Here is a 22,710-nt window from a genome sequence, read left to right on the forward strand (position 1 = left end):
GGTGAGCCGACCACTATCGGTGCGCATCCGCGTCCTCAAGCAATAAAAAGTTCGTGATCAGGCAAAGTGTCCCGGGGACACCTTGCCTGATCACGAACGGGTGAGCGGTGGTGGATCAGCCGAGGAGGCTGCGGACCTCACCGGAGATCTGCAGGTCTTCGCGGGCGGTGATGACGAAGGTGCGCGCCGTTGCGTTCTCGGAACTGATCTCCAGGTCGCTGTGGGCCTGGCTGTTCAGGGCACCGTCGACCGTGATCCCGGCCCAGCCGAGAGCGACAGCGACCCGCTCGCGGATGATCGGCGAGTGCTCGCCGACACCACCGGTGAAGACGAGCGCGTCGATACCGCCGGCCGAGGCGATCATCGAGCCGATGCTGCTGATCAGCCGGTGCACGTAGGTGTCGAGCGCCAGGATCGAGCGCTCGTCACCCTTTTCGACACCGGCCTCCACGTCGCGCATGTCGTTGCTGCCGGACAGGGCGATCAGGCCGCCCTCGCGCTCGAGGCCCTTGGCCACGTCCTGCGCGGACAGGCCGGCCTGCTGTTGCAGCCAGAGCACGATGTTCGGGTCGACCGTGCCCGAGCGAGTGGCCATGACCAGCCCCTCGAGCGGGGTGAACCCCATGGTGGTGTCCACGCTGTTGCCACCGGCGACCGCGCAGAGCGAGGCGCCGGCGCCCAGATGACACACCACCGTGCGCAGTTCCGACACCGGCCGCCCGGCCAGGTCCGCGGCCCGGGCCGACGCGTAGGCGTGGGAGAGACCGTGGAACCCGTAACGGCGGATGCCGTAAGTCTCCCGCCATTGCGCCGGCACCGCGTAGGTGTAGGCGCCCGGGGCGAGCGTGGTGTGGAACGCCGTGTCGAAACAGGCCACGTGCGGTACGTCGGGCAGCAGCTGACGAATCGCCTCGAGCCCGGCGATCGCCTTCGGCTGGTGCAGCGGGGCGAGCGGGGTGATGGCCCGCAGTTGCTCCATCACCTCGTCGTCGATGAGGGCGGGCCCGCTGAACTGCGTGCCGCCGTGCACGAACCGGTGGCCAACGGCCTGCGGTCTCGGCCAATCATCGAGTGCCGCAGACAGTTCGGCCACATCGAAGCCCGAGGTGTCGGCCGGCAGGTCGACCGTGCCGATCACTTCGTCCGCATCCCCGAGGAGACGGACCTTGAGGCTCGACGAGCCCGCGTTGACCACCAGTACGTGCATCGTTGTTACTCCTGCTCCGTGCTACCGCTTGCGTCGCTGTCACTGTAGGGCCAGGACCAGTCGGCGATCTCGGGGGCGTCCTCACCGTGTTCCCGGGTGTAGGCCCGGGCGGCGATCCGGAAGTCGTCGAGCTTCTGCCGGAGCACGGCCCGGCTGCTGCCGAGCGAGGGCACCCGGTCGATGACGTCCATGGCCAGGCGGAACCGGTCCAGGTCGTTGAGCATCACCATGTCGAAGGGCGTCGTGGTGGTGCCCTCCTCCTTGTACCCGCGGACGTGGATGTTGTTGTGGTTGCGCCGCCGGTAGGTGAGCCGGTGGATCAGGGTCGGGTAGCCGTGGTACGCGAACACCACCGGCTTGTCCTCGGTGAAGAGCGCGTCGAACTCGTTGTCCGACAGGCCGTGCGGGTGCTCCGACTCCGACTGCAGACGCATCAGGTCGACCACGTTGATCACGCGGACCTTCAGGTCCGGCACGTACTGACGCAGCAGGTCGACCGCGGCCAGGGTCTCGAGGGTCGGGATGTCACCGGCGCAGGCCAGCACCACGTCGGGCTCGCCGTCGCAGTTCGACGCCCACTGCCAGATACCCAGACCGCGCGTGCAGTGCGCGATCGCCTCGTCCATCGTCAGGTAGTTCAGGGCCGGCTGCTTGCCCGCCACGATCACGTTGACGTAGTTGGTGCTGCGCAGGGCGTGGTCGGTCACCGACAGCAGGGTGTTCGCGTCCGGCGGCAGGTAGACCCGGACGACCTCGGCCTTCTTCTGCACCACGTGGTCGATGAATCCCGGGTCCTGGTGTGAGAACCCGTTGTGGTCCTGGCGCCAGACGTGGCTCGTCAGCAGGTAGTTGAGCGACGGGATCGGGCGCCGCCAGGGGATCTCCGACGTCGTCTTCAGCCACTTCGCGTGCTGGTTGAACATCGCGTCGATGATGTGGATGAAGGCTTCGTAGCAGGTGAACAGGCCGTGCCGGCCGGTCAGGTTGTAGCCCTCGAGCCAGCCTTGGCAGAGGTGCTCGGAGAGGACCTCCATCACCTGACCACTCGGGTCGAGGTGATCGTCACCCTCGACCGTGCCGGTGTTCCAGGCCCGGTCCGTGACCTCGAAGACCGGGGAGAGCCGGTTCGAGGCGACCTCGTCCGGGCCCATCAGCCGGAAGTTGGTCGGGTTCGCCTTCATCACGTCACGCAGCCAGATGCCCATCTGGCGGGTGGCCTCGCTCGACGTGACGGCCGGCGTCTTCACGTCGACCGCGTAGTCACGGAAGTCGGGCAGACGCAGGGCCTTGGTGAGCAGACCGCCGTTGGCGTGCGGGTTGGCGCTCATCCGCCGGTTGCCCTCGGGGGCCAGCGCGGCCAGCTCCGGCAGGAGCGAGCCGTCCGGGCCGAACAGTTCCTCGGGGCGGTAGCTACGCAGCCACTCCTCGAGCTGGGCGCGGTGGGCGTCGTCCTTCCGGGTGCCGGACAGCGGCACCTGGTGCGACCGCCACGAGCCCTCGACCTGATGGCCGTCCACGACCTTGGGGCCGGTCCAGCCCTTGGGGGTGCGCAGCACGATCATCGGCCAGGCCGGAGGCTCTTCGTGGGTGACGCCGGTGCGGGCGTCGGTCTGGATGCGCTCGATGTCGTCGAGCGCGGCCTCGAGCGCCGCGGCGAACGCCTGGTGAACCTGCGCCGGGTCGTCACCGGTGACCAGGTACGGCTTGTGGCCGTAGCCCTCCATCAACGCCACCAGCTGCTTCTCCGGGATCCGGGCGAGCAGGGTGGGGTTGGCGATCTTGTAGCCGTTCAGGTGCAGCACCGGCAGCACCGCGCCGTCACGCCGCGGGTCGACGAACTTGTTGGAGTGCCAGCTCGCTGCCAGCGGGCCGGTCTCGGCCTCACCGTCACCGACCACCGTCAGGGCGATCAGGTCGGGGTTGTCGAAGATCGCGCCGTACCCGTGAACCAGGGCGTATCCCAGCTCGCCGCCCTCGTGGATCGATCCAGGCGTCTCGGGTGCCACATGGCTCGGGATACCACCGGGGAAGGAGAACTGACGGAACAGCTTTCGCAGGCCGGTCTCGTCCTCGGTGATGTGCGAGTAGACCTCGCTGTACGTGCCTTCGAGGTACGCGTTCGCCACCAGGCCGGGGCCGCCGTGGCCCGGGCCGGTGATGTAGATCGCGTCCAGGTCGCGCTGCTTGATCACGCGGTTCATGTGCGCGTAGATCAGGTTCAGGCCCGGGGTCGTGCCCCAGTGGCCCAGTAGACGGGGCTTGATGTGCTCAGCTACCAGTGGCTCGTGCAACAGCGGGTTGTCGAGCAGGTAGATCTGGCCAACCGACAGGTAGTTGGCGGCGCGCCAGTAGGCGTCGATTGCGGTGAGCTCCTCATCGGTGAGGGGCTTTTCGCCGGCCGCCGGGGCCGTACGGGTCGGGGTTACGTCGGTCATGGCTTCGGTCATCGCCTGGACCGCTCCTCTCGGATTGTTTGATCCGGTTCGATCTTCCCGAACCTTCGGGCGAGTGCCAACAGGACTTTCGTCGGGGCCGGGGTGGCCACTCGGCACCACCTCCGGCGGCAAGTGGCCCCCACCGGGCAGAACGGTCAACTTTCCTTGCCGGACAAGCAATCCGGTTGTCCGGACATCCGTTCAGGCTGGTTGTGGCCAAGGTCTGGCCCCGCACTTCGATGCCGTTACCGATGATTGCCCCAGGTCACTGGTCCTGGCAGGAAGTGCCAAGGGTGCGCTGAATTTCGCGGGGAGGTGTGTTGTCCGCCAGCACGGGCCGGGCATCGGTGGGCTGAACGCGCTCGCGGTGGGCGGCCTGGAGCGCGGCCAGTCATGGCGGGTTGATCCCAGGTGATGTCATCCCTGTTCATATGACGTTCACCGGAATCGTTTTCGTGTTCGGAGGCGCAGCGGGCCAGATCGCGTGGTCTTCGGGCGGCCGGGCTGCGTCCCCGCCCGGAGCGGTCGTAGGCCACGGTGGCCAGGTCTGCGGGGAGCTCCGCCTTCACATGGGCCCAGTAGCTGCGGCTGCCGCCCAGCCCAGCCCGGCCTCGAACGCGACCACGGGACGGTCGGCGGGGCCCTCGCGCCGCAGGTAGAAGAGGTCGCGGCCGTCTTTCAGGTGCGCCACACCCGGAACCTGCTCGCCCATCCGCGCCGCCCTTCCTGGTCCGTGACCATGCACCTGCCCCGGCGGGGGGCGGTGCACGATCACGGCGGAAGTTAGGCTAGCCTAAGTTGGCCAGATCGTCGATCTCTACTGCGTGGTGGGCCGGGTCCACGCGCTGACGTAGACATCGCCGGTCGAGCCGATGTCCAGATACGCCATGAACACCTGCTCCGTCTCTCCGGACGTCAGCCGCACGCCACCCGCCTTCACCGACCGGTCGTCCTCAGTGAGAGTGATGATGCTGCGCCAGGAAAGGACCGACGAAAGCTCCTGGCCCGGCTTCAGTTCGAAGGAGCTCGGCCGGGGCGTCGGCATGCCGGTCACAGCCGCCTCGCCGGGTTCGACCGTCACGTCCAGCGGGCGCTGGAACTCGTCGACCACGGTCAGATCGGGGTAGCCCTTCACCGTCCGGACGGTCGAGCTACAGTTCTTCACGGTCAGCCCGGTGACGCGCAAACCCATTGCCGCATCGCCAAAACCGACTTCGAAGGTCAAGCCGTCGGGTGGACAGGTGGTGTCGGTGACGGTGCTGTACGGCGTCTCCGGGGTGGTGTAACCGCCCACGTACGGCGCTGGTTCTGTGGTGTACCAGGGCTGGGTCGGGGGTACGGACGAGGTGGTCGTCGGGGCTGTTGTCGCGGGGATCAGGATTGGCGGGGGTGTACCTGCGTCCGCGGAGACTTCTCCGCAGCCCGCCAGGAGCGCGATGAGGCCGAGCAGGATTGTTGGCCGGACGGAACGCATCGCCACAATCTAGGGCATGGTCTCGGGGTGCTCCCTGGTCTGCTGTTCGGGGAGGCCGATGCCGGGATCGAAGTGGCCGCGTACCGGGGGCAGGAGGGGGTCTCGTCCGCGGTGGGCCCGGACGACGGTTCGCTGGGCGTTGGCGGTCAGGCTTTGTGTGTTGATTCATGATGCGCACATGACTTTTTCGATCTCGGCCACCATCTTCTCCGGGTGGGCTGGGCCGATGAGCCAGTACACGAAGGGCGGGTTCCGGTCTTGGTTGAACCCGCAGACGACGATGCCCCGATCGGCCAAGCCGGCGTGGTGGGTGAGCGAGTTGAACTTAGGGCGAAGTCGGCGGAGAGAAAGTTCTCGAAGATGTATACCCGCCCCGGATCAACTGTTTCCCAGCGAACGATCGAGCGACTGCGGAAACCAAGTACCAGGCCGTTTTCGCAGACTCGTTGCCGGTAGGCCAAGACTCCGGGTAACGAGCAGAGGAAGTATGTGAAGGACATCAACCAGCCGGTGCAGAAGGCGGCGATTTTCACATCCATCGGGCCGGTCCAGAGCAGAGTGAGGGGCAAATTGACGAGGAGTACCAGTCCGACCCATCGCCGGGTCGGCCATGCTGCTCGTTTCCTGCCCAAGTTGTAGCGGTCCAGTATCAGAAGATCGAGAACTATTGGAAGTCTAGGATCGTCTTACCCAGCGAGCTCGAAGAACCCCTTCGGCTCGGTCACTGCTCTGCCGTCTCCTTGATGAGGATCTTCTTCCAGTATCGACGGAGGTCCTACCTGTCGACTCTGGCATAGCGCAGGTCGTTCATCTGGGGCGGTCCCAGGTAAGAGCCACCAAGACCGGCATGCAGCGAACTCCAGGGGTCGAGTACGGGGCCGCCGACGGCCCGACAGACAACTATGGCCCGCGATCAGGATATTACCTGGTCAGCAGGCCATCGTACTGATCACTCTGTGGTGCCCCCGGCAGGATTCGAACCTGCGCTTTCGCCTCCGGAGGGAGGCTCAAGTCTTGGGCCCAATACGTCTCTGACCTGCTCTGATGCCCGTCTGAGTCGATCTCCCCCGGCATACTTTGGAAGGGATTGGGAACAAGCAGCTGAAACAGTAACCCCGACTGTTTCAGCCGCTCTTATCCACAGGTTGACCACGATGGGCAGACGGCCGGCGGTAGGCCGTGGGAAACTCGGTCTCGTGAGTGACCTGGACGAGCTGCGGACGCGGATGGCTGCTGTTGAGAGCGAGCTGTCTCGCCTCCGGGAGGAGAACGCCGTGACGCGGACCGTTGCCAGCCTGGCCGACCGGGACGTGAGCGAGTTCCGTGGGGTGCAGAGCGCTAACGTACAGACGCTGAACGCGCTGCGGGAGACGCAGCTAGAGCAGAGCAAGGTTCTCGCTGCGCACGGGCGCACGCTTGAGACGATTGCTGCGGCGGTCGGTGGTCTTGTGGTTCAGGTCGGGGACCTGGCCGAGGCCGTCAACCGGATCGCTCCGCCGAACGCTGCGGAGTAGCTGAGTGGGGACACCTACCCGTCGGCTGTCCCCATACCTGAGAGAGTCACCGCTGGTCAGGGCAGTTCGGGGACAGCGGGGACCGAAGGGACACCCCGAGGTCTGAGGCGCGGCCGACCTATTGAAGTCCCATGACTCCGAGGTCGTCGGGCTCGGCCCGGGCGAACAGCTCGGTGATGGTGATGCCCAACGCCTCGCAGAACCGCGGGATGTCGTTAGCCGTGGTGGTGCGCTGCCCGGATTCGATGTCGGACACCGTGTCCCCGGAGACGCCGAGACGTTCGCCGAGCTGCCGCTGGGTCAGCTTGAGGCGCGCGCGTTCGCTCCGCACGTTCGCCGCGATCACCGTCTGAAGATCGGCCACGTAGGAACGCTAAGGAGAGACTCCCGGCGGGGCGTACCGCCGATCCAGTGAATGGATAAAGTCACGTCAAATTCGGCAAACACTCCAATCCAAAGAGAACTTGCCGTACTGTTGGTGATGGCACCGCTCCTCCGGAGAACGGGGTGTACGTCCTGGTTGGGCGGTGCCACCCAAGCGCCCGGTGTGGTGCGGCTGACGAGTCGCACGTAAAGCACAGCCGGGGCCGCTGCCGCCCCGGTCTGACATCCCTCCGTCGGCCGGGGCGGCAGTGCGTTTAGACATTCTGTAGTTGCCTGAGCTGCACTGGTTAGCGCTGCGAGTCTCGTCTGACATTCTCGAATCGGCGGTCACGTTGATGTCTGGGCCGCTTGCTCTGGCTTTCGCGTACGCACTCTTCGAACGACTAGATCGTCCCGCAGCACCTCGCCTAGTCGGTCAAGCAGATCGGAGTCGATGCGCAATGAGCGAAGGCCCTCAACGTTATTAACGGCAGCCAATGAAACTAGGTCGTCATGCGGACCTATAGCCAATTCCCTCAGTCCTTGGATTCGTTCAAGTCCATCGAGATCCCTAAGGTCGGAGCAATACGCCAATGTCAAGCTCGTAACTCGAGAAGGCAGCCAGCTAAGATCAGAAACGGGGGTTCGTTCGATTCGAAGGTTTTCGATGTGATTTGGTATCTGGAGAGTCTGTAAATCCCAAGGGGAACGCATTAGCGTTAGGGATCCCAATCTATGGGTTTCTTCTGGCCAGCTGGGAGCCTCGCCCTTGACGTTATTCAATGAAATGACTCGGGGGCGCGCCCTGAGCCAGTCCCAGTTGTTCATTGTGATGTAGTTTAGATGCACCCAGGATGTGAGCTGCTGTGTCGTAAATGAGACCTCTGGACAGTGGTCCGGGCTGGCCAGGATGACTACCCCACGCAAATTTCTTAATGAGCTCACGCTTGCAGCATCAGTCAGCGCGTGGGAAGCAATCTGTAGAAAATTCAGATTGGGCACCTTTTCTAGCCCATTCAAAGAAGACAAACTATTGGTAGCGAGGAGAACAAGATTTCTTAGGGCTGGGGGTAGATTCTCTACGTTGGAAACGTTTAAGTTGGATAGCCTAAGCCTCGTAAGTCTTTCGAGCCCCTCAAGGAAAGCGAAGTCTTCAATTCCTGACGTGCGCGTGAGATCTAAGGCTTCCAGCTGACCAAGCGAACACAGTACGTCGGCATTCGAGACTTGGACATGTCGTGCATTAATCTCGATCCGTCCTCGGTATCCTTCGATCACCGAGAAATCGATGCTCTGTCCGAAGGGCGCCAAGAATTTTAGCTTGCCGCTGGTGGCGTGATCTTTAAGAGCACCTACTTGGTCAATGTCTGATACTTCAAAATCAGATCTGAACTTGGACATCACCTGGTCTGCGTAGGAATCCAACGGAAAGTTGGACCATGCGCGAACGAGTTCCTTTGAAACCGTCTTGCGATTGTCATTTCCGAAAGCTGCCAGTTTTTCTAGCGCTTTGGGGGTGCCTATTAGACCAAGCGCACGGATGCAGGCCGCAGCGACGGTTGCGGTCATAGTCGGTGTTTTTGAAAGTAGAGAGCTTGCTAGGTCCCCTGCAGATGCCAGAGCCCTTGCGTCCGTATAGTTTTGTGGCGGCACCAGTGAGCGCATTACCTTATTTACGGCACGTTCGACGTTCTTATCTAGTTCGGTAGCCGTTTCCAGACAAGCGACGGCAAGCAAGTGAAGCCTATGACGACTCTTCTCATCTTTGTTTCCCAAATCGAGTAAGCCATTGATGAGGTCGGCGCGCTGTCGCCCATTCGAGTGGCCGGAGGCCAGAACGATGACTTCCCGCCACTGATCATCACCACTCTTGTGAAGTAGCAGAGGGACCTGCTCCTGCTCGACAATTTCTCGCGCAGCCAGGTATTCGAGGAATGTCCTGTGAATAAAGTCAATCCGTCCCGCCGAGGGCTCCCGGATGACGCCGCTACGCAAGATCAAGTATTGGAGTAGTTGAGAGGGTGAGTACGATATTTTGCGGATAACAGCTAATTTCACAGCCAGTCTAGCTTGGGCTGAAGGTATGTCGGCATCACTCTGATCTGACTGAGCCATCCAGAGGGCCAAATCTTGGAGTATCAGGAGCTTCTGTTGGTAGTTAAGTTTGACAGAATTCGTAGAGATCTTGCGCTCGACATCTCGCCTGTCAAGAAGAGTCTCTAATGATATGCGATAAAGTTCCAGCCGATCTTCTGGAAGTTGTGTCTTCCGGTCTCGGTTCAAGGCGCACAGCATGGCGCAGAGCAGGGGGCTGGTTGCCAGACTGCGGATGCTAGGAGTGGTGGCAACTCGACGTTTTAGTTCGTTCTCGTACTCCCGAAGTTCTTTGGACTCCTCTTCGTTAGCTCCTTGCACGCGGACCGCTTCATGCCAGTGGCTGATAAATGAATCAATATCGGTTGGTGTCATGGGGAGCAACTCTGTTTCAGAGTACCCTAATCTCTCACGCCAGCCATTTATGACAGCGGCTGGTCGTGATGTGATGACAATGCGGCAATCTGGATACAGGCCGTCGATCTCGGATATCCAGTCTTCGAAATCATGACGCTGCGTTTCGGGGAATTCGTCGAGGCCGTCGATCAGGAAGATAACGCGTGAACGATCGAGCTGCCGCTTCATCCATCCTGCTGGCTCATGATTTGCGAGCATGGGCAGCGTGGATTTCACCAGCTCCTCGGCATTTGGAAGCTGCTTTCCTACGAACAGTCTGAGCTGTAAAAGCACAGGTATCAGATTATTCAGAGAGGATAGCTTCTCCTCTTCGAAGCTTCGGCGGACGCAGCCTACCGCCAGCCACTGAAGCAAGGTTGTCTTTCCAGATCCCGCTTCGCCTTTGATTAGAAATCTGGGACTTTCTGCAATCGAGTACTCCAAACGGTCGGCTTCGTCACCAGCAAGATTCTGAGGGTTTGTTTCGGTGGATGCACTCGTGGTGCAAGTTTCTCCTTCGGGGCCTCCGCTGCCTTCAACTGCGAGGTCAGACTCTGTGGTTCCGGAAAGAGATATGTATGCAACTGTAAGTGGGTATCGTGAGCTCGTATACTCGTCAAGCTGTATACCGAAAAGGAGTAGATGATCCCATTTGCGTGCGATGGCACGACGGTATTTTAGTTCAAACTCATCGTCTAGATCGTTCTGGTTGTCGGCTTCCGATTCTGGAAGGCGATTTAAGATCTCCCTACTCATTTCAAGAAGTTGAGTCTCGCGTTGTAGCACTTCTCGAAAGGCTGGCCCCTGAAGGCTAGGAAGCGCAGTGGCCAATTCAATTAAGTAGTTCGAACATTCGCGAACCACTAGAGTAAAGACCGCCTCTGCTCGCGGATCGAGAGTGGCGCTTTTGAGAATTGGGTCAGCGCTGGAAAGAACTAATTTTTCAATTGTAACTGCATCGAGATCGCTCTTTATCATTGCCTGAAGATCGAGATCTTCGTTTCGGAAGCTCGATAACACGCACTGAAGCATGGCTTCCAGTTCGTTTTCAGGGACTCCTCGCGCTTCTACTTCAATGAAATGCTCTAGCTTTTCAGTGACTTCTTCGGCAACCATCTGTAGTTGCCTCTCGGCCTTGCGGCCGTCCCGGATGCTTAAACCCTGGGAAAGCAGGTCCGCTATTTTTCCCGATTTGATGTATTTGCTTCCTCGGACCTCCACCATGCGCATAAGCACTTCAGTGCCGATGTCAAGCAGTAGTCCCTCGATGATTGCCATGAATGAGATGCTACTTGGCGCGAAGCATTTATGAGCTGATTTGGTCCAATGCGGTTACGGTGTCAGAGGAGAAGACTTGTGCGAAGAGGTGCCTTCGATGGTGTCTAAACCTGATCAAGTGCGGATTTCGTGCCGGTCAGCGGCGAAGCATGTTGGCGGCCTCGGTGGGCGTTAGATGCCAGTTGTTACGAGTCTCGCCCCATGTATCGAGAACATCACCTAGCGCCGCGATGGCTCCTCCAGGAAATCCAGCTTCGTCCAGTTCAGCTGCAGCGACCTCCATGTCCGGCGCCCAACGCCACGCAATAGCCGCCATCTCGGCCACGTAGTCCGGTTCGCTGAGGTAGCTCCCGCTGCGCTGCTGAGCCAGAGCCATCAGCTCATCCCGGACCCCGTGCTCATCGCCCAGGGCGTGAGCCAGGGCTGTCAGTACCCGGGCGCCCTTCTGGTAGATCGAGTAAGCGGACTTGAGTGCTGACGCCTTGCCCGGTTCCTCGCCGATCACCTTGACCAGTACATCCGTCCCCTCGAACAGGGACTCAAGGGTGGTCGTTGCCTCGCGGGGGCCGGCGACGTAGAGCGCCGGCTGCTTGCCCGTGCCCGGGACAGAGCCGATGACGGCCCCGTCCACCACGGTCGCTCCGGGCAGAGCCTCGGCGATCCGGCTGAGCTGCTGGCTCGTGACCGGATTAGCCTCAACGAAGATGCGGCCGCTGACGTCGTGCTTACCGACCTCGGTCGCCACGGATTCGGCGAACATCGGTGGGCAGATGCTCAGAATGACGTCGGAGCGTTCGACCAGGGTGTCGAGGTCGGGGACGGCTGTGAGCCCGCCGGCCTCGGCGCGTTGGGTCGTTGCCTCGCTTCGGCCAGCCGAGCACCACAGCACCGTCTCGACATTGCGGCGTGCCTGAGCTGCGATGCCGCCGCCCATCCGCCCAGGGTGGAGAATGCCGACGGTCAACGCTTCAACTGACGTCACAACGCCTCCTGCTCAGGGTGTTTCAGCCGTCCTAGGCTGATGCTCTGAGCACCTTGTCTACCAGTGCCGACGCCTGGACCTGCAAGGGGGAGCTAGAGGCCGAGTTATCGATCAGCTCGAACGGGCCCTGAGGCCGCATGTCCAGGTCGATGCTTTCCAGGTAGGCCGGCCAATCGGCGAGCTTGGTCGCGTCCCGGGCTGCTCCGCGTTGGCGCATGTAGCGGTGCATGGTCTCGGGGTCGCAGTAGACCCACAAGAACGTCGTCTGACCGCCTCGCGTCGCGATCGACGCGGTAGCGCGGTCGACCCATGCCTTATCCCGGAACTCTCGGATGAACGGGGCCGCGACGATGGCGCTGTTCCCGCACTCGATGTTCTCCAGGTAGGTCGCCTCGGTCGCTTCGTACTCCCGAGGCCGGATGAGCTGCTGATACTCCGACGACTCCCGGTCGTGAGGGGAGTGCTCCAAGATCTCTAGCGCTGCCTCGACCACGGGACGCGTCAGGGTGTCTTTGTCGAGCATCGGCCATCCGGTGAGCCGGGCCAGGACGCGCGCTAGCTCGGTCTTTCCCGATCCGGGGAAGCCTCCAACCATGAGGACCTGCGGGGTGGACGGACGCCACGGGGTCGCCTTGGTCTCGCCCTGGAAGCGGACCAGCCGGCGGGAGCGGGAGACGTTCTCGACCAGCCCCTCCTCGGCCAGGACCTTCATGGCTTCGTTGATCGTGAAGACGCTGACCTTCCAGTCCTCGGCCAGCTGACGCGATGACCTCAGCGTCTCTCCGTCGCGTAGGCGACCGGCCTGGATCTGGTTGCGAATGCTGCGGGCGATCTGCTGGTGCAGTGCCTCGCCGCGGGTCAGGGCGTGCCCGTCCGTGGTCATGCTTCGCGCCTCCTGTCTGGTGCGGTCGTCCGCCGTCCATTCAGATGCTAACAGTCTGATTGGTTGCATCGTCGCAGGTAGAACGCAATCTTCCAGTCCAGTTGTTCCTAACAGTTGACCTATGTCCCATTCAGTTGTTAGCTTCCTGTCATCGCTTCACCGAACATCACGAGGGGACATCGAGATGCGGGCGGTACGGGAAGAGCCAACGAAGGCTGAACTTCGGGCCATTGAAGCCGAGTGGCCTCTGATCGAGGCCGAACTGGCCGTGGTCGACGCGGAAATCGTTATTGCAGTGCATGACTCGCGACCGGATGACCTGGACTGGCGACGTCTCCGGCGTGCCGAGGCTGAGGTCACTCGCCGGATGTGTGGGTACTTCTCGGCCAGTGCGGGGCCGCTGGATGGTGCGGCGTGAGTGCGGTGCAGGCGGATCGCCTGGCCGCTACTCGGAAGGCGATCGAGGCACGTCGGCCGTTGGGCCGGCTGGGGCGTCGGGTGGTCATCGGTTACCTGATCGCGCTGGTCGCGGCACCTCCGGTCACAGTCGCAGTCCAGGCTCTGACCAGGGACAACACCCCGGAAACCGGTGTTCTGGTGTCGCGGGTGGTCGAGTCCCGCTGTCTGAACGGCCGGATTCAGCAGGGGATCGACACGGGTCGCGCCGACGGGGCGCTTCTGGCTCATGACACCGGGGAGACGTGCTGATGAGCGCCAAGGAGATCGAGCTGTCGAGCGGGTCCGCTGAGGAAGCTGTCCAGAGTGTCCGGCGCAGGGGACGCGCGTGGCCGGTTCTGTTGCTGGCGCTGCCGGCGTTCGTTGCGATCTGGTCGGGCTGGGTTGAGCTGGGTGGGATGACGGGGTTCGGCGAGGTGAAGCCGCTGCCCGGGATCGCGGACGCGTTCGTCATCAATACGGCGATCACGTTGCCCATCGGCGTGGAGACCTACGCCGCGTACGCGCTGAACGTGTGGCTCTCCGGTGGGAATTCCGAGCGGGCGACTCGGTTCGCCCGTACCTCAGCTCTTGGTTCCCTGGCCCTCGGTGCCGGTGGTCAGATCGCCTATCACCTGATGAAAGCGGCTGGCATCGTCCATGCTCCGTGGTGGATCACGGCCGTTGTCGCTTGCCTGCCCGTGGCCGTGCTCGGTATGGGGGCCGCGCTGCATCACCTCGTGAATGAGATCGAGGCGCCGGACCGTGTCTCCGATCAAGTGCCGACTCTCGACACCGCCGAGGCGCGGACCGAGCGTGCCGTGATCGTGAACGCGATGCGGGAGCGACACACGGATTGGCCGGCCGAGACCGTGACCGAGGTCGCCGAGGCCCTGGCCTCGGCCGGAGACCTGCCGACGCCGGCACGCCGGACGCTGTCCGCCGAGGCTGACAGCGATCTGAACGCGGCTGAGGCCCCGGAGGATCCGTCGCGGACCGAGCGCAAGACGAGTCGGAGCAAGGCGACCAGCGGACGTAGCACTCGGGGGACCGGTGCGAAGGTGGCCGAGCTTCGGGCCAAGCACCCGGACTGGACCGTTGACCGGATCGCAGCCAAGGCCGGTGTCACCGATCGGACGGTCCGTAGGCACCTCAACGCCACCAACTCCATCGCACCGACGGCCACCGGGGCGCCGACACTGGCCCCGGCCGAGGTCGACCAGACACCAGACATCGCGGCCTGAGAATCCGCCCACGGAAGGGGAACATCCGATGAGCATCGCGGCTGAATCGAACGACCCCGCCCGCAACGCCGGGCACCAGGAGACGCCGGACTATGGCACTGCGTCGTCGGCAGAGTTGGCGCGGGTGCGGCACCTGTCGACCGCACCCGAGGCGGACAACGGCCCGGACATGGAGTCGGACACTCCGGGCTCCGGTACCTCGGCCGGAGTGTCCGGCAGGGAAGTGCTTGAGGGACGCGTGTTGTCACCCATCCGGGACGCTTCCGCGTCCGGTCGGGTGTCCGGTGCGATGTCCGCCTCGGTGTCCGGTGTGAAGGTGGTCCGGGCGGTCATCACGAGCGAGCGGAGCATGTCCGCGACGAAAGTGGTTGCTCGTCATGCTCTCTACGTCCCCGGTGGGGCGCTGAGCGTCACTCGACGGCTATGGGAAGCGGGGACGACGTCGCGTCATCAACGGATGATGCGTCAGGCCGAGTTGTCCGGCAACGCCGAACTGCTGTCGGAGTGGGAGACCCGCGTCGAGGCGTTCCGGAACGCCCGGCACAAGCGGACTATGGATTGGATCGCTGCACCGTTCGTCCTGGCCAAAGGGCTGATCGTGGGGACGTTCTCGCTGTTTTTCGGTCTGCTCGGCCTCGGTGTGCTGCTGGCCCTGGCCCGCAAGGACGCCGGGGAGCTTCTGGCGCCGGTGAATGGATTCCTGGCCCTGGTGAACTTCGTGGCGATCGCGGTCACGGTCGCCTGGACCCCACTGGTCATGGCGGCGCCGTGGATCGTGCTGGTCGCGTTGTGGAACGAGGGACGTCGTCGGGCGCCGCTGCCGTCCTGGCTGGCCACGGCGTCCGATGCCGATATCGACGTGGCGATCGACGAGCACACCATCGCTCAAGCGCTGTTGGCGCTGCGGATTCCGCAGATCAAGGACGCGCTGAAGGTCGCCCCCTTGCAGTTCATCACCCCCGCCCGCCGCGACGGCCGAGGCACCCACGCGGTCGTCCGTCTCCCCGCCGGCGTCACGGCGGAGCAGATCGCCACCCGCCGCGCACCGCTGGCCGGTGGCCTATACCGACAGGCCAAAGAGGTCTGGCCCACCACGGGGAGCGAGGCCGGCATCCTGGACCTCTGGGTTGCTGACAAAGGCGCACTGGCTGAAGGCGCGGGGGAGTACCCGCTGCTGGCCGAGGGCAAGTGCGACGTGTTCAAGGGGGTCCCGTTCGGTAAGACCCTGCGGGGTATCCCGGTGACGATGCCGGTCATGGAGCGGAACACCATCGGCGGTGGCATGCCCGGTCAGGGCAAGTCGTCCTCGGCGCGGGTGTCGTTCGCCGGCGCCGCACTGGACCCGACGGCCGAGCTTCGGATCTGGGTCCCTGATGCCAACTTCGACTTCGAGGCGTTCGCGCCCCGCTGCTCCCGGTACGTGATGGGCGCCGAAGATGAAAAGCTCGAGGCCATCGTGCAGGATCTGCGCGATCTGCATGCCGAAGTCCAGTCCCGGGGCGAGTTGCTGATCAAGTTCCAGGTGCCCTCGGTCACCCGGGAACTGGCCAGCAAGGACGTTGGCCTGCACCCGTTGCTCTGCCTGCTGGAAGAGGCACACGTGCTGTTCCAGCACCCCGAACTCGGTAAGGAAGCTCAGAAGCTCGCGATCGACATCGTTCGGCTCGGCCGTAAGCGCGGCATCCATCTCTTCGTGTCCACTCAGGCGCCCACGAAGGACTCGATTCCGCGGGACGTGACCCGCAACTGTTCCAACGGAATCGCTTTCGCTGTCGGTGATCACGTCGCAAACGATGCTCTGCTGGGGCAGGGCGCCTATCGGGGCGGGCATCGGGCGACCGAGCTGATCCCGGGCACCGACCGGGGAACTGCTGTGGTCAAGGGGTTCTCGGGCCAGCGCTCCGATATCGTGCAGGTGTACTTCATCGAGATCGACAAGGCGAACGACCAGATCACCCCGATCATCAATCGATCCCTGAAGCTCATCAGCGACCGAGGCCGAGCCGTTCCCGGCACCGGCAAGGCTCGACCGACCGAGATTCGGCCGGTGGTAAGGGATCTGCTGATCGACCTCGATCAGGTGCTCGGCGCCGACCCGGTGCGGGTGGCCGATGTGCCAGCGCTACTGGCCCGGGCGTTCCCGGCCTGGAAGCCCTACCGCGATCTCACGGGCAAGGAACTGCGCAGCATTCTGGCGACGGATCACGGGATCAAGGTGCCCTCGACCGGGAACCGCTACCCACTCGACCCGGCCACCGTCCGTGACGCCCTGGACCGCCGGCCCGATCCGGACACGGCCTCGGACGAGGAGGACGGCGATGGCCCCGCCCTGCTGGCCAGTTAGACCCACTGCCCGGGCGTGACGCCCCCTCAGGAGCCGGTTTCGGGGCACTGACCAGCACCGATCTAACCGGGTTAACTCCGAACTTCTCGCAGCTCAGACCAGATATCGCCGCTCACGGGTGGCGGGTTAGAAACCTAACTCGCCACCGGTGCGGCTAACCCTGCCCAGAACCGCCCAACGCCCCTGCTGATGGGGTTCGGAGGTAGTCGTGAGCACCCTCGCCGCGTTCGTCATCCTCGCCGCGATCGGTTACGCGCTGTTGTACGTCCTGGTCGTGTTGATCTTCCCGTTCCGGCCCTGCAAGCGCTGCGGGGGCCGAGGCGTGCGGCACAACCGGATCACGGGTGGCGGGTTTCGCCAGTGCACTCGATGCGCCGGCACCGGCCGCGCCGTCCGCCCGGGCCGAAAGGTCTTGGAATTCTTCAACACCGACCCGCACAACCGGTGGTCCAACATTCCTGGCGACCCGCGTCCCCTGACTCCCCGCCGGAGGCGCCGGTGGTGACCCGGCCGATCTGCCAGACCCAAACCACCCAGACACCACAAGGAATCACGATGAGCGGGTCACGAACCGCCGGGCCGACTCCGGCGCAGCACGCTAGCGAACACAACGCCGAGACCAAGGAAGGTCAGCAGGCGCCAGAGGCCGGCGCTGGTGTCGCCGCTGAGGAAACGGTCCAAGGCGATCAGCACGATCCCCAGTTCGCCCGTAACGGCGCTGATGAGCATCCAACGCCACAGTCGGGGGCTCACCTCGGATCGGTCATCGCTCATAAGGCGGACGGTACCGACCAGCTCATGAACCGCATCCCGGGCGACCGAGGTCGGTTGCTCGCCGCCGCGCTGGAGTACGCCGAACGCGGTTGGCACGTCTTCCCGCTACGGCCGAGGGACAAGCGCCCGGCGTTCCCCGACCACGCCGAGGCCCGCTGCACCGGACGCGACCCGCGTTGCCGCCGGGCGGAGCGGCACGTGTCGTGGGAGGAACGCGCCACTACCGACCCCGCGAGGATCACCGCGGCCTGGACCTCGGCGACATACGGGATCGGGATTGCCACCGGCCCCTCCGGGCTGCTGGTGATCGATCTGGACCAGCCCAAGACCGGCCGGCCCGGAGCCGCCCGGCCGCCGGTCGAGTGGGAAGAGCCCGGGATCGCCGACGGCGCCGACGTGTTCGCCCTGCTGTGCCGGCGGGCCGGGCAACCGGTGCCTTGGGATACCCACACGGTCCGTACCGGTTCCGGTGGTCTGCACCTGTACTTCACCCCGCCGACCGGGGCTCGGTTGCGATGCACCGCCGGGAGTCTGGGGTGGCTGATCGACACCCGTGCCCACGGCGGCTACGTCGTAGCTCCGCCCACGACTGTGGCCGGCCGGGAGTACGTGACCGAGTACGGCCAGAGCCAAGCCGAACCACTGCCGGAGTGGTTGGGCGAGGCGCTGACCCCTCGGCCCCTGCCGGTCCAAGGACCGACCCCGGTTCGTCTGCTGGCCGGCACCGGCCGGGTACGCGCCTACCTGGAAGCCGCTCTCAGCCGAGCCGCCGAGGCGATCCAGACTTCGGGTCCGGGCCAGCACAACCGGGCGTTGTACGGGGCCGCTGTTCAGCTCGGTCAGCTTGTGGCCGGCGGGGCTCTAACGGCTGAAACAGTCCGGGCCGAGCTGCTGCCTGCTGCCATCGCCGTGGGGCAGAGCGAGGCCGAGGCCCACCGCACCATCACCTCCGGCCTGAGCGCTGGCGCCGATCGCCCCCGCACCCTGCCCGGAACCACCTTGAGCCACGGAGCCGTCGCATGAACGACCAGATCCCCGACAACGCGCCGGAGGCGCCCGAGACATTCACGAACTCGTCCGGCCGTCACCTCCAGGCCGTAGACCCCAAGCATCCGCAGGTCTGGCGCCCTCGGCTGTGGACCGCCTCGGAGGTGATGGACACCGAGTTCCCGCCCCCGAAGTGGGCCATTCCCGGGATCATCTGCGAAGGCGTCTCGCTGCTGGCCGGACCCCCGAAGGTGGCGAAGTCGTGGTGGCTGCTGTCTACGTGCCTGGCTGTCGCCTCGGGTGGCAAGGCCCTCGGCACGATCCCGGTCCGCAAGGGGCCGGTGCTCTACCTGGCGCTGGAAGACACCCCGCGTCGGCTCAAGGCCCGGATGGGGCAGCTGCTCGGCGATCAGCCGGCCCCGCCCGATCTGCACCTGGCGACCGAGTGGCCCACCATGCCCGCCGGCGGTGACGTGGCGATCGCCGCCTGGCTCGACGAGCACCCCGACGCCCGGATGATCGGCATCGATGTGTTCGCCAAGGTCCGAGGCCCGGCCTCGCCGTCTCTGTCGGCCTATGACGCGGACTACGCCGCCGTGGGCCGGATCAAGAAGATCGCCGACCGCTACGGCATTGCCATCGTCCTGATTCATCACGTGCGTAAGGCTGGAAGCGACGACTTCCTCCAGGAGGTGAGCGGCACCAACGGGATCGCCGGTGCCGCTGACGCCACTCTGATTCTCAAGCGACCGAGAGGCCAGGCTGACGGCACGCTTTCGATCACGGGGCGAGACGTCGAAGAGACCGAGATCGCTCTCACCCATGACCAGAACACCGGGCATTGGCTGAAGATCGACCGGCCGGCCGATGAGGTCAAGCTCGGCGACACCCGCGCCGCGATCCTGAAAACCCTCCGAGAGAGCGCTAAACCGCTCGGCCCCACCGCGGTTGCTGAGATCACGGGTGCGAAGGTCGAGACGGTCAAGAAGACGATGCAGCGCATGAGTGACGCCGGGCAGATCTGGCCGGCCACCGGTGGCAAGTACACCGCTCCGATGCCGGGATCGACCCCGTTCCCCGGGATCGACGGGGACACCCCGGGTGGGGGTGTCCCTCCTGTCCCCGGTGTCCCCGAATCGATCTGACCAGGAGAAACGCTGATCCAAGCGGGGACACCCCTCGACAACTGTCCCCATCCGGCACCGCACCATCCGCAGGTGAACCGAAGGAGCCACCCGTGGCAGGACGCCCAACCCTCACCGTGTTCGAGCTCTGTCAAGAGCTTGGTATCGGCCGCTCGACCTTCTATGAATGGCGCGCGAAGCGTCGCGGGCCCCGCTGCATCAAGCTCCCTAACGGCGAATTGCGCATTCGCCGAGTTGATTTCGCCGATTGGCTCGAATCCCTGGAAGAGGCTGCCTGATGGAAACGACCTACGACGTCCGGATCTGGAAGATCGACGTCTACCGGGGAACGCGGGTCACCACCTATCGGGTGCTGTGGGCTGTGGCGGGTCGCCGGTGGAAGGAACCCTTCCGTACCTCGGCCCTGGCCGAGAGCTTCCGATCGGACCTCATGTCAGCTGCCCGCAAGGGAGAGGCATTCAGCGTCCTCAGTGGTCGGCCGCTTTCGATGGACCGAGTGAGCGCGGATGAGAAGTGGTACGACCACGCCTGTCAATTCGTCGACCTGAAGTGGCCGCATGTCGCGGCGACGACAAGGCGCACGCACGCCGAGGCAATGACTGCCATCACCATGCTCATGCTGAAGACGGCGGACGGACCTGATCCGAAGGTGATCCGTACCGCTCTGCGGGTCTGGGCGTTCAACACGGTGAAGCGTGCCGACCCGGAGATGCCGGAGGAGAGCCGCGCGGCCCTGGCCTGGGTGAAGCGGAACAGTCGGCCGGTTGCAGCCCTGGCCATGCCGGAAACGCTCCGAGGAGTGCTCAACGGGCTCACGCTCAAGCTCGACGGTGAGCCGATGGCGACCAGCGTTGTCACCCGTCGGCGGAAGATCTTCGGGACGTCCCTGGAATACGCGGTGGAGCGAAAGCTACTCGCCACTAATCCGATTCCGAAGCTGAAGTGGACGGCGCCCAAGTCGGCGGGATCGGTCGACCGCCGGCGGGTGGCCAACCCGAGGCAGGCCGCGACGCTGCTCGACAGCGTTCGTAGGCAGGGGCGTTGGGGCCGGCACATGGTCGCCTTCTACGGATGCCTGTACTACGCCGCTCTGCGGCCGGAAGAGGCCGTGGCGCTCAAGCTGTCGAACCTGACTCTGCCCTCGGAAGGCTGGGGCTCGATGACGATCGAGTCGGCGGAGCCCTACGCGGGCAAGGGCTGGACCAACAGCGGCGAGAACCGCGACCGCCGGCACCTGAAGCAACGGGATCGGGGAGAGACGCGCACGGTGCCGATCCCGCCTCAGCTGACCCTCCTGATCCACGAGCACGTCAAGCTCTACGGCAAGGGCACCGGCGGGCGGCTGTTCTGGGGCGAGAGGAACCGGAGCGAGCTGCCGGTGGGAACGGTCCACCGGGTGTGGAGTTGGGCTCGTAAGGACGCTTTCACGGCCGAGGTGGCTGCCTCGCCGCTGGCGGCGGTTCCGTACGACCTGAGGCACGCGGCGGTGTCCACGTGGCTCAACGGCGGGGTGCCGCCGACCCAGGTCGCCGAGTGGGCCGGCCACTCGGTCGAGGTGCTGCTGAAGATCTACGCCAAGTGCTTGGACGGGGGAGAGGCCGAGCTGCAACGCCGAGTCGAGACAGCCCTCGGAGGGGCCGCCGGCGCCCAAAAACTTGGGAACGCATTGGGGAGGACGTGGGAACGCATTGGGGACAAACGCTAGTTAGCAGCTGCCTACGGCCGGACACGGCCGGACTCAAAACGAAAGCCGCTGACCGGGATACTGCCTGGTCAGCGGCTTGTTTTGGCCGGTCTTGCGGTGGTGCCCCCGGCAGGATTCGAACCTGCGCTTTCGCCTCCGGAGGGCGACGCTCTATCCCCTGAGCTACGGGGGCTCGGGTGTTCCCGAGACTAGCAGTCCGGCGCCCCCGACCGCCAATGCGTTGCCGCTGGAGCGTCTGGGGCTTACTCGGCGCCCCGCCGGCCGTCGAGATCCGGGGTGACCACCCCGTCCTCCTTGTCGCTGCCCGCGATCAGGGCGTCGAGGAAGGCCGCGGCCTCGGCGGCCGCCGCCTCGGCGTCACCCACGATCACGGCATCGACCAGGGCGTGGTGGTCGTCGTCGCCGGGAGCGATCACCGCGACATTGAACCGGACGTTCTCCTGCAGGGCGTCGACCAGGTTCTCGTAGAGATCGATCATCACCGGGTTGTGTGAGGCCTGCACGATCGCGCGGTGCAGGCTGACGTCGCTGACCACGAGCTCGTCCACGTCACCCGAGTCGCGGGCCTTCTGCCGGTCGGCATGGAGCTCACGCAGCAGGGTGATGTCGGCCGGGGTGCGTCGGGAGGCGGCGAGCCGGGCTGCGCCGACCTCCAGCGTGCGGCGGACCTCGAGCACGTCGAGCCGTCGCGCTCCGGCCACCCGCCGGCTGACGGCCCCCGCAAGCTCGCTCGCGGCCAGGACATAAGTGCCCGAGCCCTGGCGTCGCTCCAGCAGTCCGGCGTGGACCAGGGACTGCACGGCCTCACGGACCGTGTTGCGACTGGTGGCGGTGAGCTGGGAGAGCTCGGTCTCGGTCGGGATGCGTTCGCCGACGGCCCAGGCGCCCGAAGTGATCTGGGTGCGGAGCTGCTCGATGACCTGGTCGATGAGACCGGCTCGCCGGGTGGTGCGCAGCGAACTGGGAGCCTCACTCACCGGGGCTGACATCGCTTGGAACCTACCCATCGCTGATAACCGGGTAATACCTGTCGTGGTGCCGTGCCGAACGCCGTCCAGGTCGGAACAGGCCGGTCACTTCCCGCCGGTACTTGACGCGGGAGACCTGCTGGTGCCTCAAGACTGCCACGTTCCGGGGGTGCCCGTCGCCGATGAAGGACGTTCCGGTCGCCGCCCGGCCTATCGGCCGGTTCGCGGTTCGGCTGGGTGGGGAGACGGGCGCTCCCGTGCCGCGTCGTCCGGATGCCGCCGCTGCTCCGGGGATTTCGCGCACCGGCCGAATGCGGTTACGCAGGTGTTTTGGGGGCCGGAGTTCTTCGGTGTCTCAAAGTGGGCGCTGGAAGACTCATGGTGAGCATGAGGCTGCTCCGACGTAGATGGATGTGTAACGCGAAAGGCGTCGTTGGGGGTCCTCGGCGGCCAGAACGTTATTCGTCCGTCATCCAGCTGAG

19 protein-coding genes, 1 tRNA gene and 1 pseudogene are annotated in these 22,710 nt (G+C 64.5%); 10 read left to right on the plus strand and 11 right to left on the minus strand.

Annotation, left to right across the window (positions count from 1 at the left end; all coding sequences use genetic code 11):
* Positions 1-115 precede the first annotated feature (115 nt).
* The 4 genes from LR393_RS00290 to LR393_RS00305 form a co-directional block, all read right to left on the minus strand.
* The gene (locus tag LR393_RS00290; RefSeq protein WP_231480793.1) at positions 116-1,207 is read right to left on the minus strand and encodes an acetate/propionate family kinase; all 1,092 of its coding nucleotides are present in this window, start codon (positions 1,205-1,207) and stop codon (positions 116-118) included.
* Positions 1,208-1,212: 5 nt separating this feature from the next.
* Positions 1,213-3,654 carry a phosphoketolase family protein gene (locus LR393_RS00295; protein ID WP_231480794.1) on the minus strand — a complete coding sequence of 814 codons (2,442 nt, stop codon included), beginning with the start codon at positions 3,652-3,654 and terminating at the stop codon, positions 1,213-1,215.
* A gap of 553 nt (positions 3,655-4,207) precedes the next feature.
* On the minus strand, positions 4,208-4,354 hold the full coding sequence (locus LR393_RS00300) for a hypothetical protein (RefSeq protein ID WP_231480795.1): 147 nt from the start codon (positions 4,352-4,354) through the stop codon (positions 4,208-4,210).
* A gap of 105 nt (positions 4,355-4,459) precedes the next feature.
* A complete protein-coding gene (locus tag LR393_RS00305; protein WP_231480796.1) occupies positions 4,460-4,936 on the minus strand; it encodes a DUF4232 domain-containing protein in 477 nt (158 codons plus the stop codon).
* A gap of 1,454 nt (positions 4,937-6,390) precedes the next feature.
* Here LR393_RS00305 and LR393_RS00310 point away from each other — a divergent pair.
* The gene (locus LR393_RS00310; protein WP_231480797.1) at positions 6,391-6,630 is read left to right on the plus strand and encodes a hypothetical protein; all 240 of its coding nucleotides are present in this window, start codon (positions 6,391-6,393) and stop codon (positions 6,628-6,630) included.
* 118 nt (positions 6,631-6,748) lie between these two features.
* Here the strand turns inward: LR393_RS00310 and LR393_RS00315 are convergent, their stop codons facing one another.
* From LR393_RS00315 to LR393_RS00330, 4 genes are all read right to left on the minus strand, one after another.
* Entirely contained in the window at positions 6,749-6,994 is a 246-nt protein-coding gene (locus tag LR393_RS00315; RefSeq protein WP_231480798.1) for a helix-turn-helix domain-containing protein, read from the minus strand.
* Positions 6,995-7,341: 347 nt separating this feature from the next.
* A complete protein-coding gene (locus tag LR393_RS00320) occupies positions 7,342-10,761 on the minus strand; it encodes an NACHT domain-containing protein (protein WP_231480799.1) in 3,420 nt (1,139 codons plus the stop codon).
* A 136-nt stretch (positions 10,762-10,897) separates the two neighbouring features.
* The gene (locus tag LR393_RS00325) at positions 10,898-11,743 is read right to left on the minus strand and encodes an NAD(P)-dependent oxidoreductase (protein WP_231480800.1); all 846 of its coding nucleotides are present in this window, start codon (positions 11,741-11,743) and stop codon (positions 10,898-10,900) included.
* 31 nt (positions 11,744-11,774) lie between these two features.
* A complete protein-coding gene (locus LR393_RS00330; RefSeq protein ID WP_231480801.1) occupies positions 11,775-12,626 on the minus strand; it encodes an AAA family ATPase in 852 nt (283 codons plus the stop codon).
* Between the two features lie 184 nt (positions 12,627-12,810).
* On the opposite strand from LR393_RS00330, the gene LR393_RS36840 reads away from it, so the two are divergent.
* The 5 genes and pseudogenes from LR393_RS36840 (at position 12,811) to LR393_RS00350 (ending at position 17,154) form a co-directional block, all read left to right on the plus strand.
* On the plus strand, positions 12,811-13,044 hold the full coding sequence (locus LR393_RS36840; RefSeq protein WP_345718764.1) for a DUF6284 family protein: 234 nt from the start codon (positions 12,811-12,813) through the stop codon (positions 13,042-13,044).
* Positions 13,041-13,334, plus strand: a complete 294-nt coding sequence (locus tag LR393_RS00335) for a hypothetical protein (RefSeq protein ID WP_231480802.1) — start codon at positions 13,041-13,043, stop codon at positions 13,332-13,334. The genes LR393_RS36840 and LR393_RS00335 overlap by 4 nt, the downstream gene beginning before the upstream one ends.
* Positions 13,335-13,396: 62 nt before the next feature.
* Positions 13,397-13,804, plus strand: a pseudogene (locus LR393_RS36845) (ABC transporter permease); the annotation flags it as partial.
* Positions 13,805-14,333: 529 nt separating this feature from the next.
* Complete coding sequence (locus tag LR393_RS00345) at positions 14,334-16,649, plus strand: hypothetical protein (RefSeq protein WP_231480804.1); 2,316 nt, start codon at positions 14,334-14,336, stop codon at positions 16,647-16,649.
* 208 nt (positions 16,650-16,857) lie between these two features.
* Complete coding sequence (locus LR393_RS00350) at positions 16,858-17,154, plus strand: DnaJ-like cysteine-rich domain-containing protein (RefSeq protein ID WP_231480805.1); 297 nt, start codon at positions 16,858-16,860, stop codon at positions 17,152-17,154.
* Between the two features lie 59 nt (positions 17,155-17,213).
* On the opposite strand, the gene LR393_RS00355 is transcribed toward LR393_RS00350, so the two are convergent.
* Positions 17,214-17,423: a hypothetical protein gene (locus LR393_RS00355; protein ID WP_231480806.1), complete on the minus strand. Its 210-nt coding sequence runs from the start codon at positions 17,421-17,423 to the stop codon at positions 17,214-17,216.
* Between the two features lie 24 nt (positions 17,424-17,447).
* Here LR393_RS00355 and LR393_RS00360 point away from each other — a divergent pair, with 24 nt between their 5' ends.
* The 4 genes from LR393_RS00360 to LR393_RS00375 all read left to right on the plus strand — a co-directional run bounded on the left by LR393_RS00360 (position 17,448) and on the right by LR393_RS00375 (position 21,260).
* Positions 17,448-18,446 carry a bifunctional DNA primase/polymerase gene (locus tag LR393_RS00360; RefSeq protein ID WP_231480807.1) on the plus strand — a complete coding sequence of 333 codons (999 nt, stop codon included), beginning with the start codon at positions 17,448-17,450 and terminating at the stop codon, positions 18,444-18,446.
* Positions 18,443-19,555: an AAA family ATPase gene (locus LR393_RS00365; protein WP_231480808.1), complete on the plus strand. Its 1,113-nt coding sequence runs from the start codon at positions 18,443-18,445 to the stop codon at positions 19,553-19,555. The genes LR393_RS00360 and LR393_RS00365 overlap by 4 nt, the downstream gene beginning before the upstream one ends.
* A 92-nt stretch (positions 19,556-19,647) precedes the next feature.
* Positions 19,648-19,833 (plus strand): helix-turn-helix transcriptional regulator, encoded by a 186-nt coding sequence (locus LR393_RS00370; protein ID WP_231480809.1) that lies wholly within the window; start codon positions 19,648-19,650, stop codon positions 19,831-19,833.
* A complete protein-coding gene (locus tag LR393_RS00375) occupies positions 19,833-21,260 on the plus strand; it encodes a tyrosine-type recombinase/integrase (RefSeq protein ID WP_231480810.1) in 1,428 nt (475 codons plus the stop codon). The genes LR393_RS00370 and LR393_RS00375 overlap by 1 nt, the downstream gene beginning before the upstream one ends.
* Positions 21,261-21,357: 97 nt before the next feature.
* Here the strand turns inward: LR393_RS00375 and LR393_RS00380 are convergent.
* Both LR393_RS00380 and LR393_RS00385 read right to left on the minus strand, forming a co-directional pair.
* A tRNA-Arg gene (locus LR393_RS00380) sits at positions 21,358-21,432 on the minus strand.
* Between the two features lie 70 nt (positions 21,433-21,502).
* Positions 21,503-22,249 carry a FadR/GntR family transcriptional regulator gene (locus LR393_RS00385; RefSeq protein WP_231480811.1) on the minus strand — a complete coding sequence of 249 codons (747 nt, stop codon included), beginning with the start codon at positions 22,247-22,249 and terminating at the stop codon, positions 21,503-21,505.
* Positions 22,250-22,710: the final 461 nt, after the last annotated feature.

The organism is Kineosporia mesophila (assembly GCF_021129235.1).
Lineage (GTDB): Bacteria > Actinomycetota > Actinomycetes > Actinomycetales > Kineosporiaceae > Kineosporia > Kineosporia mesophila.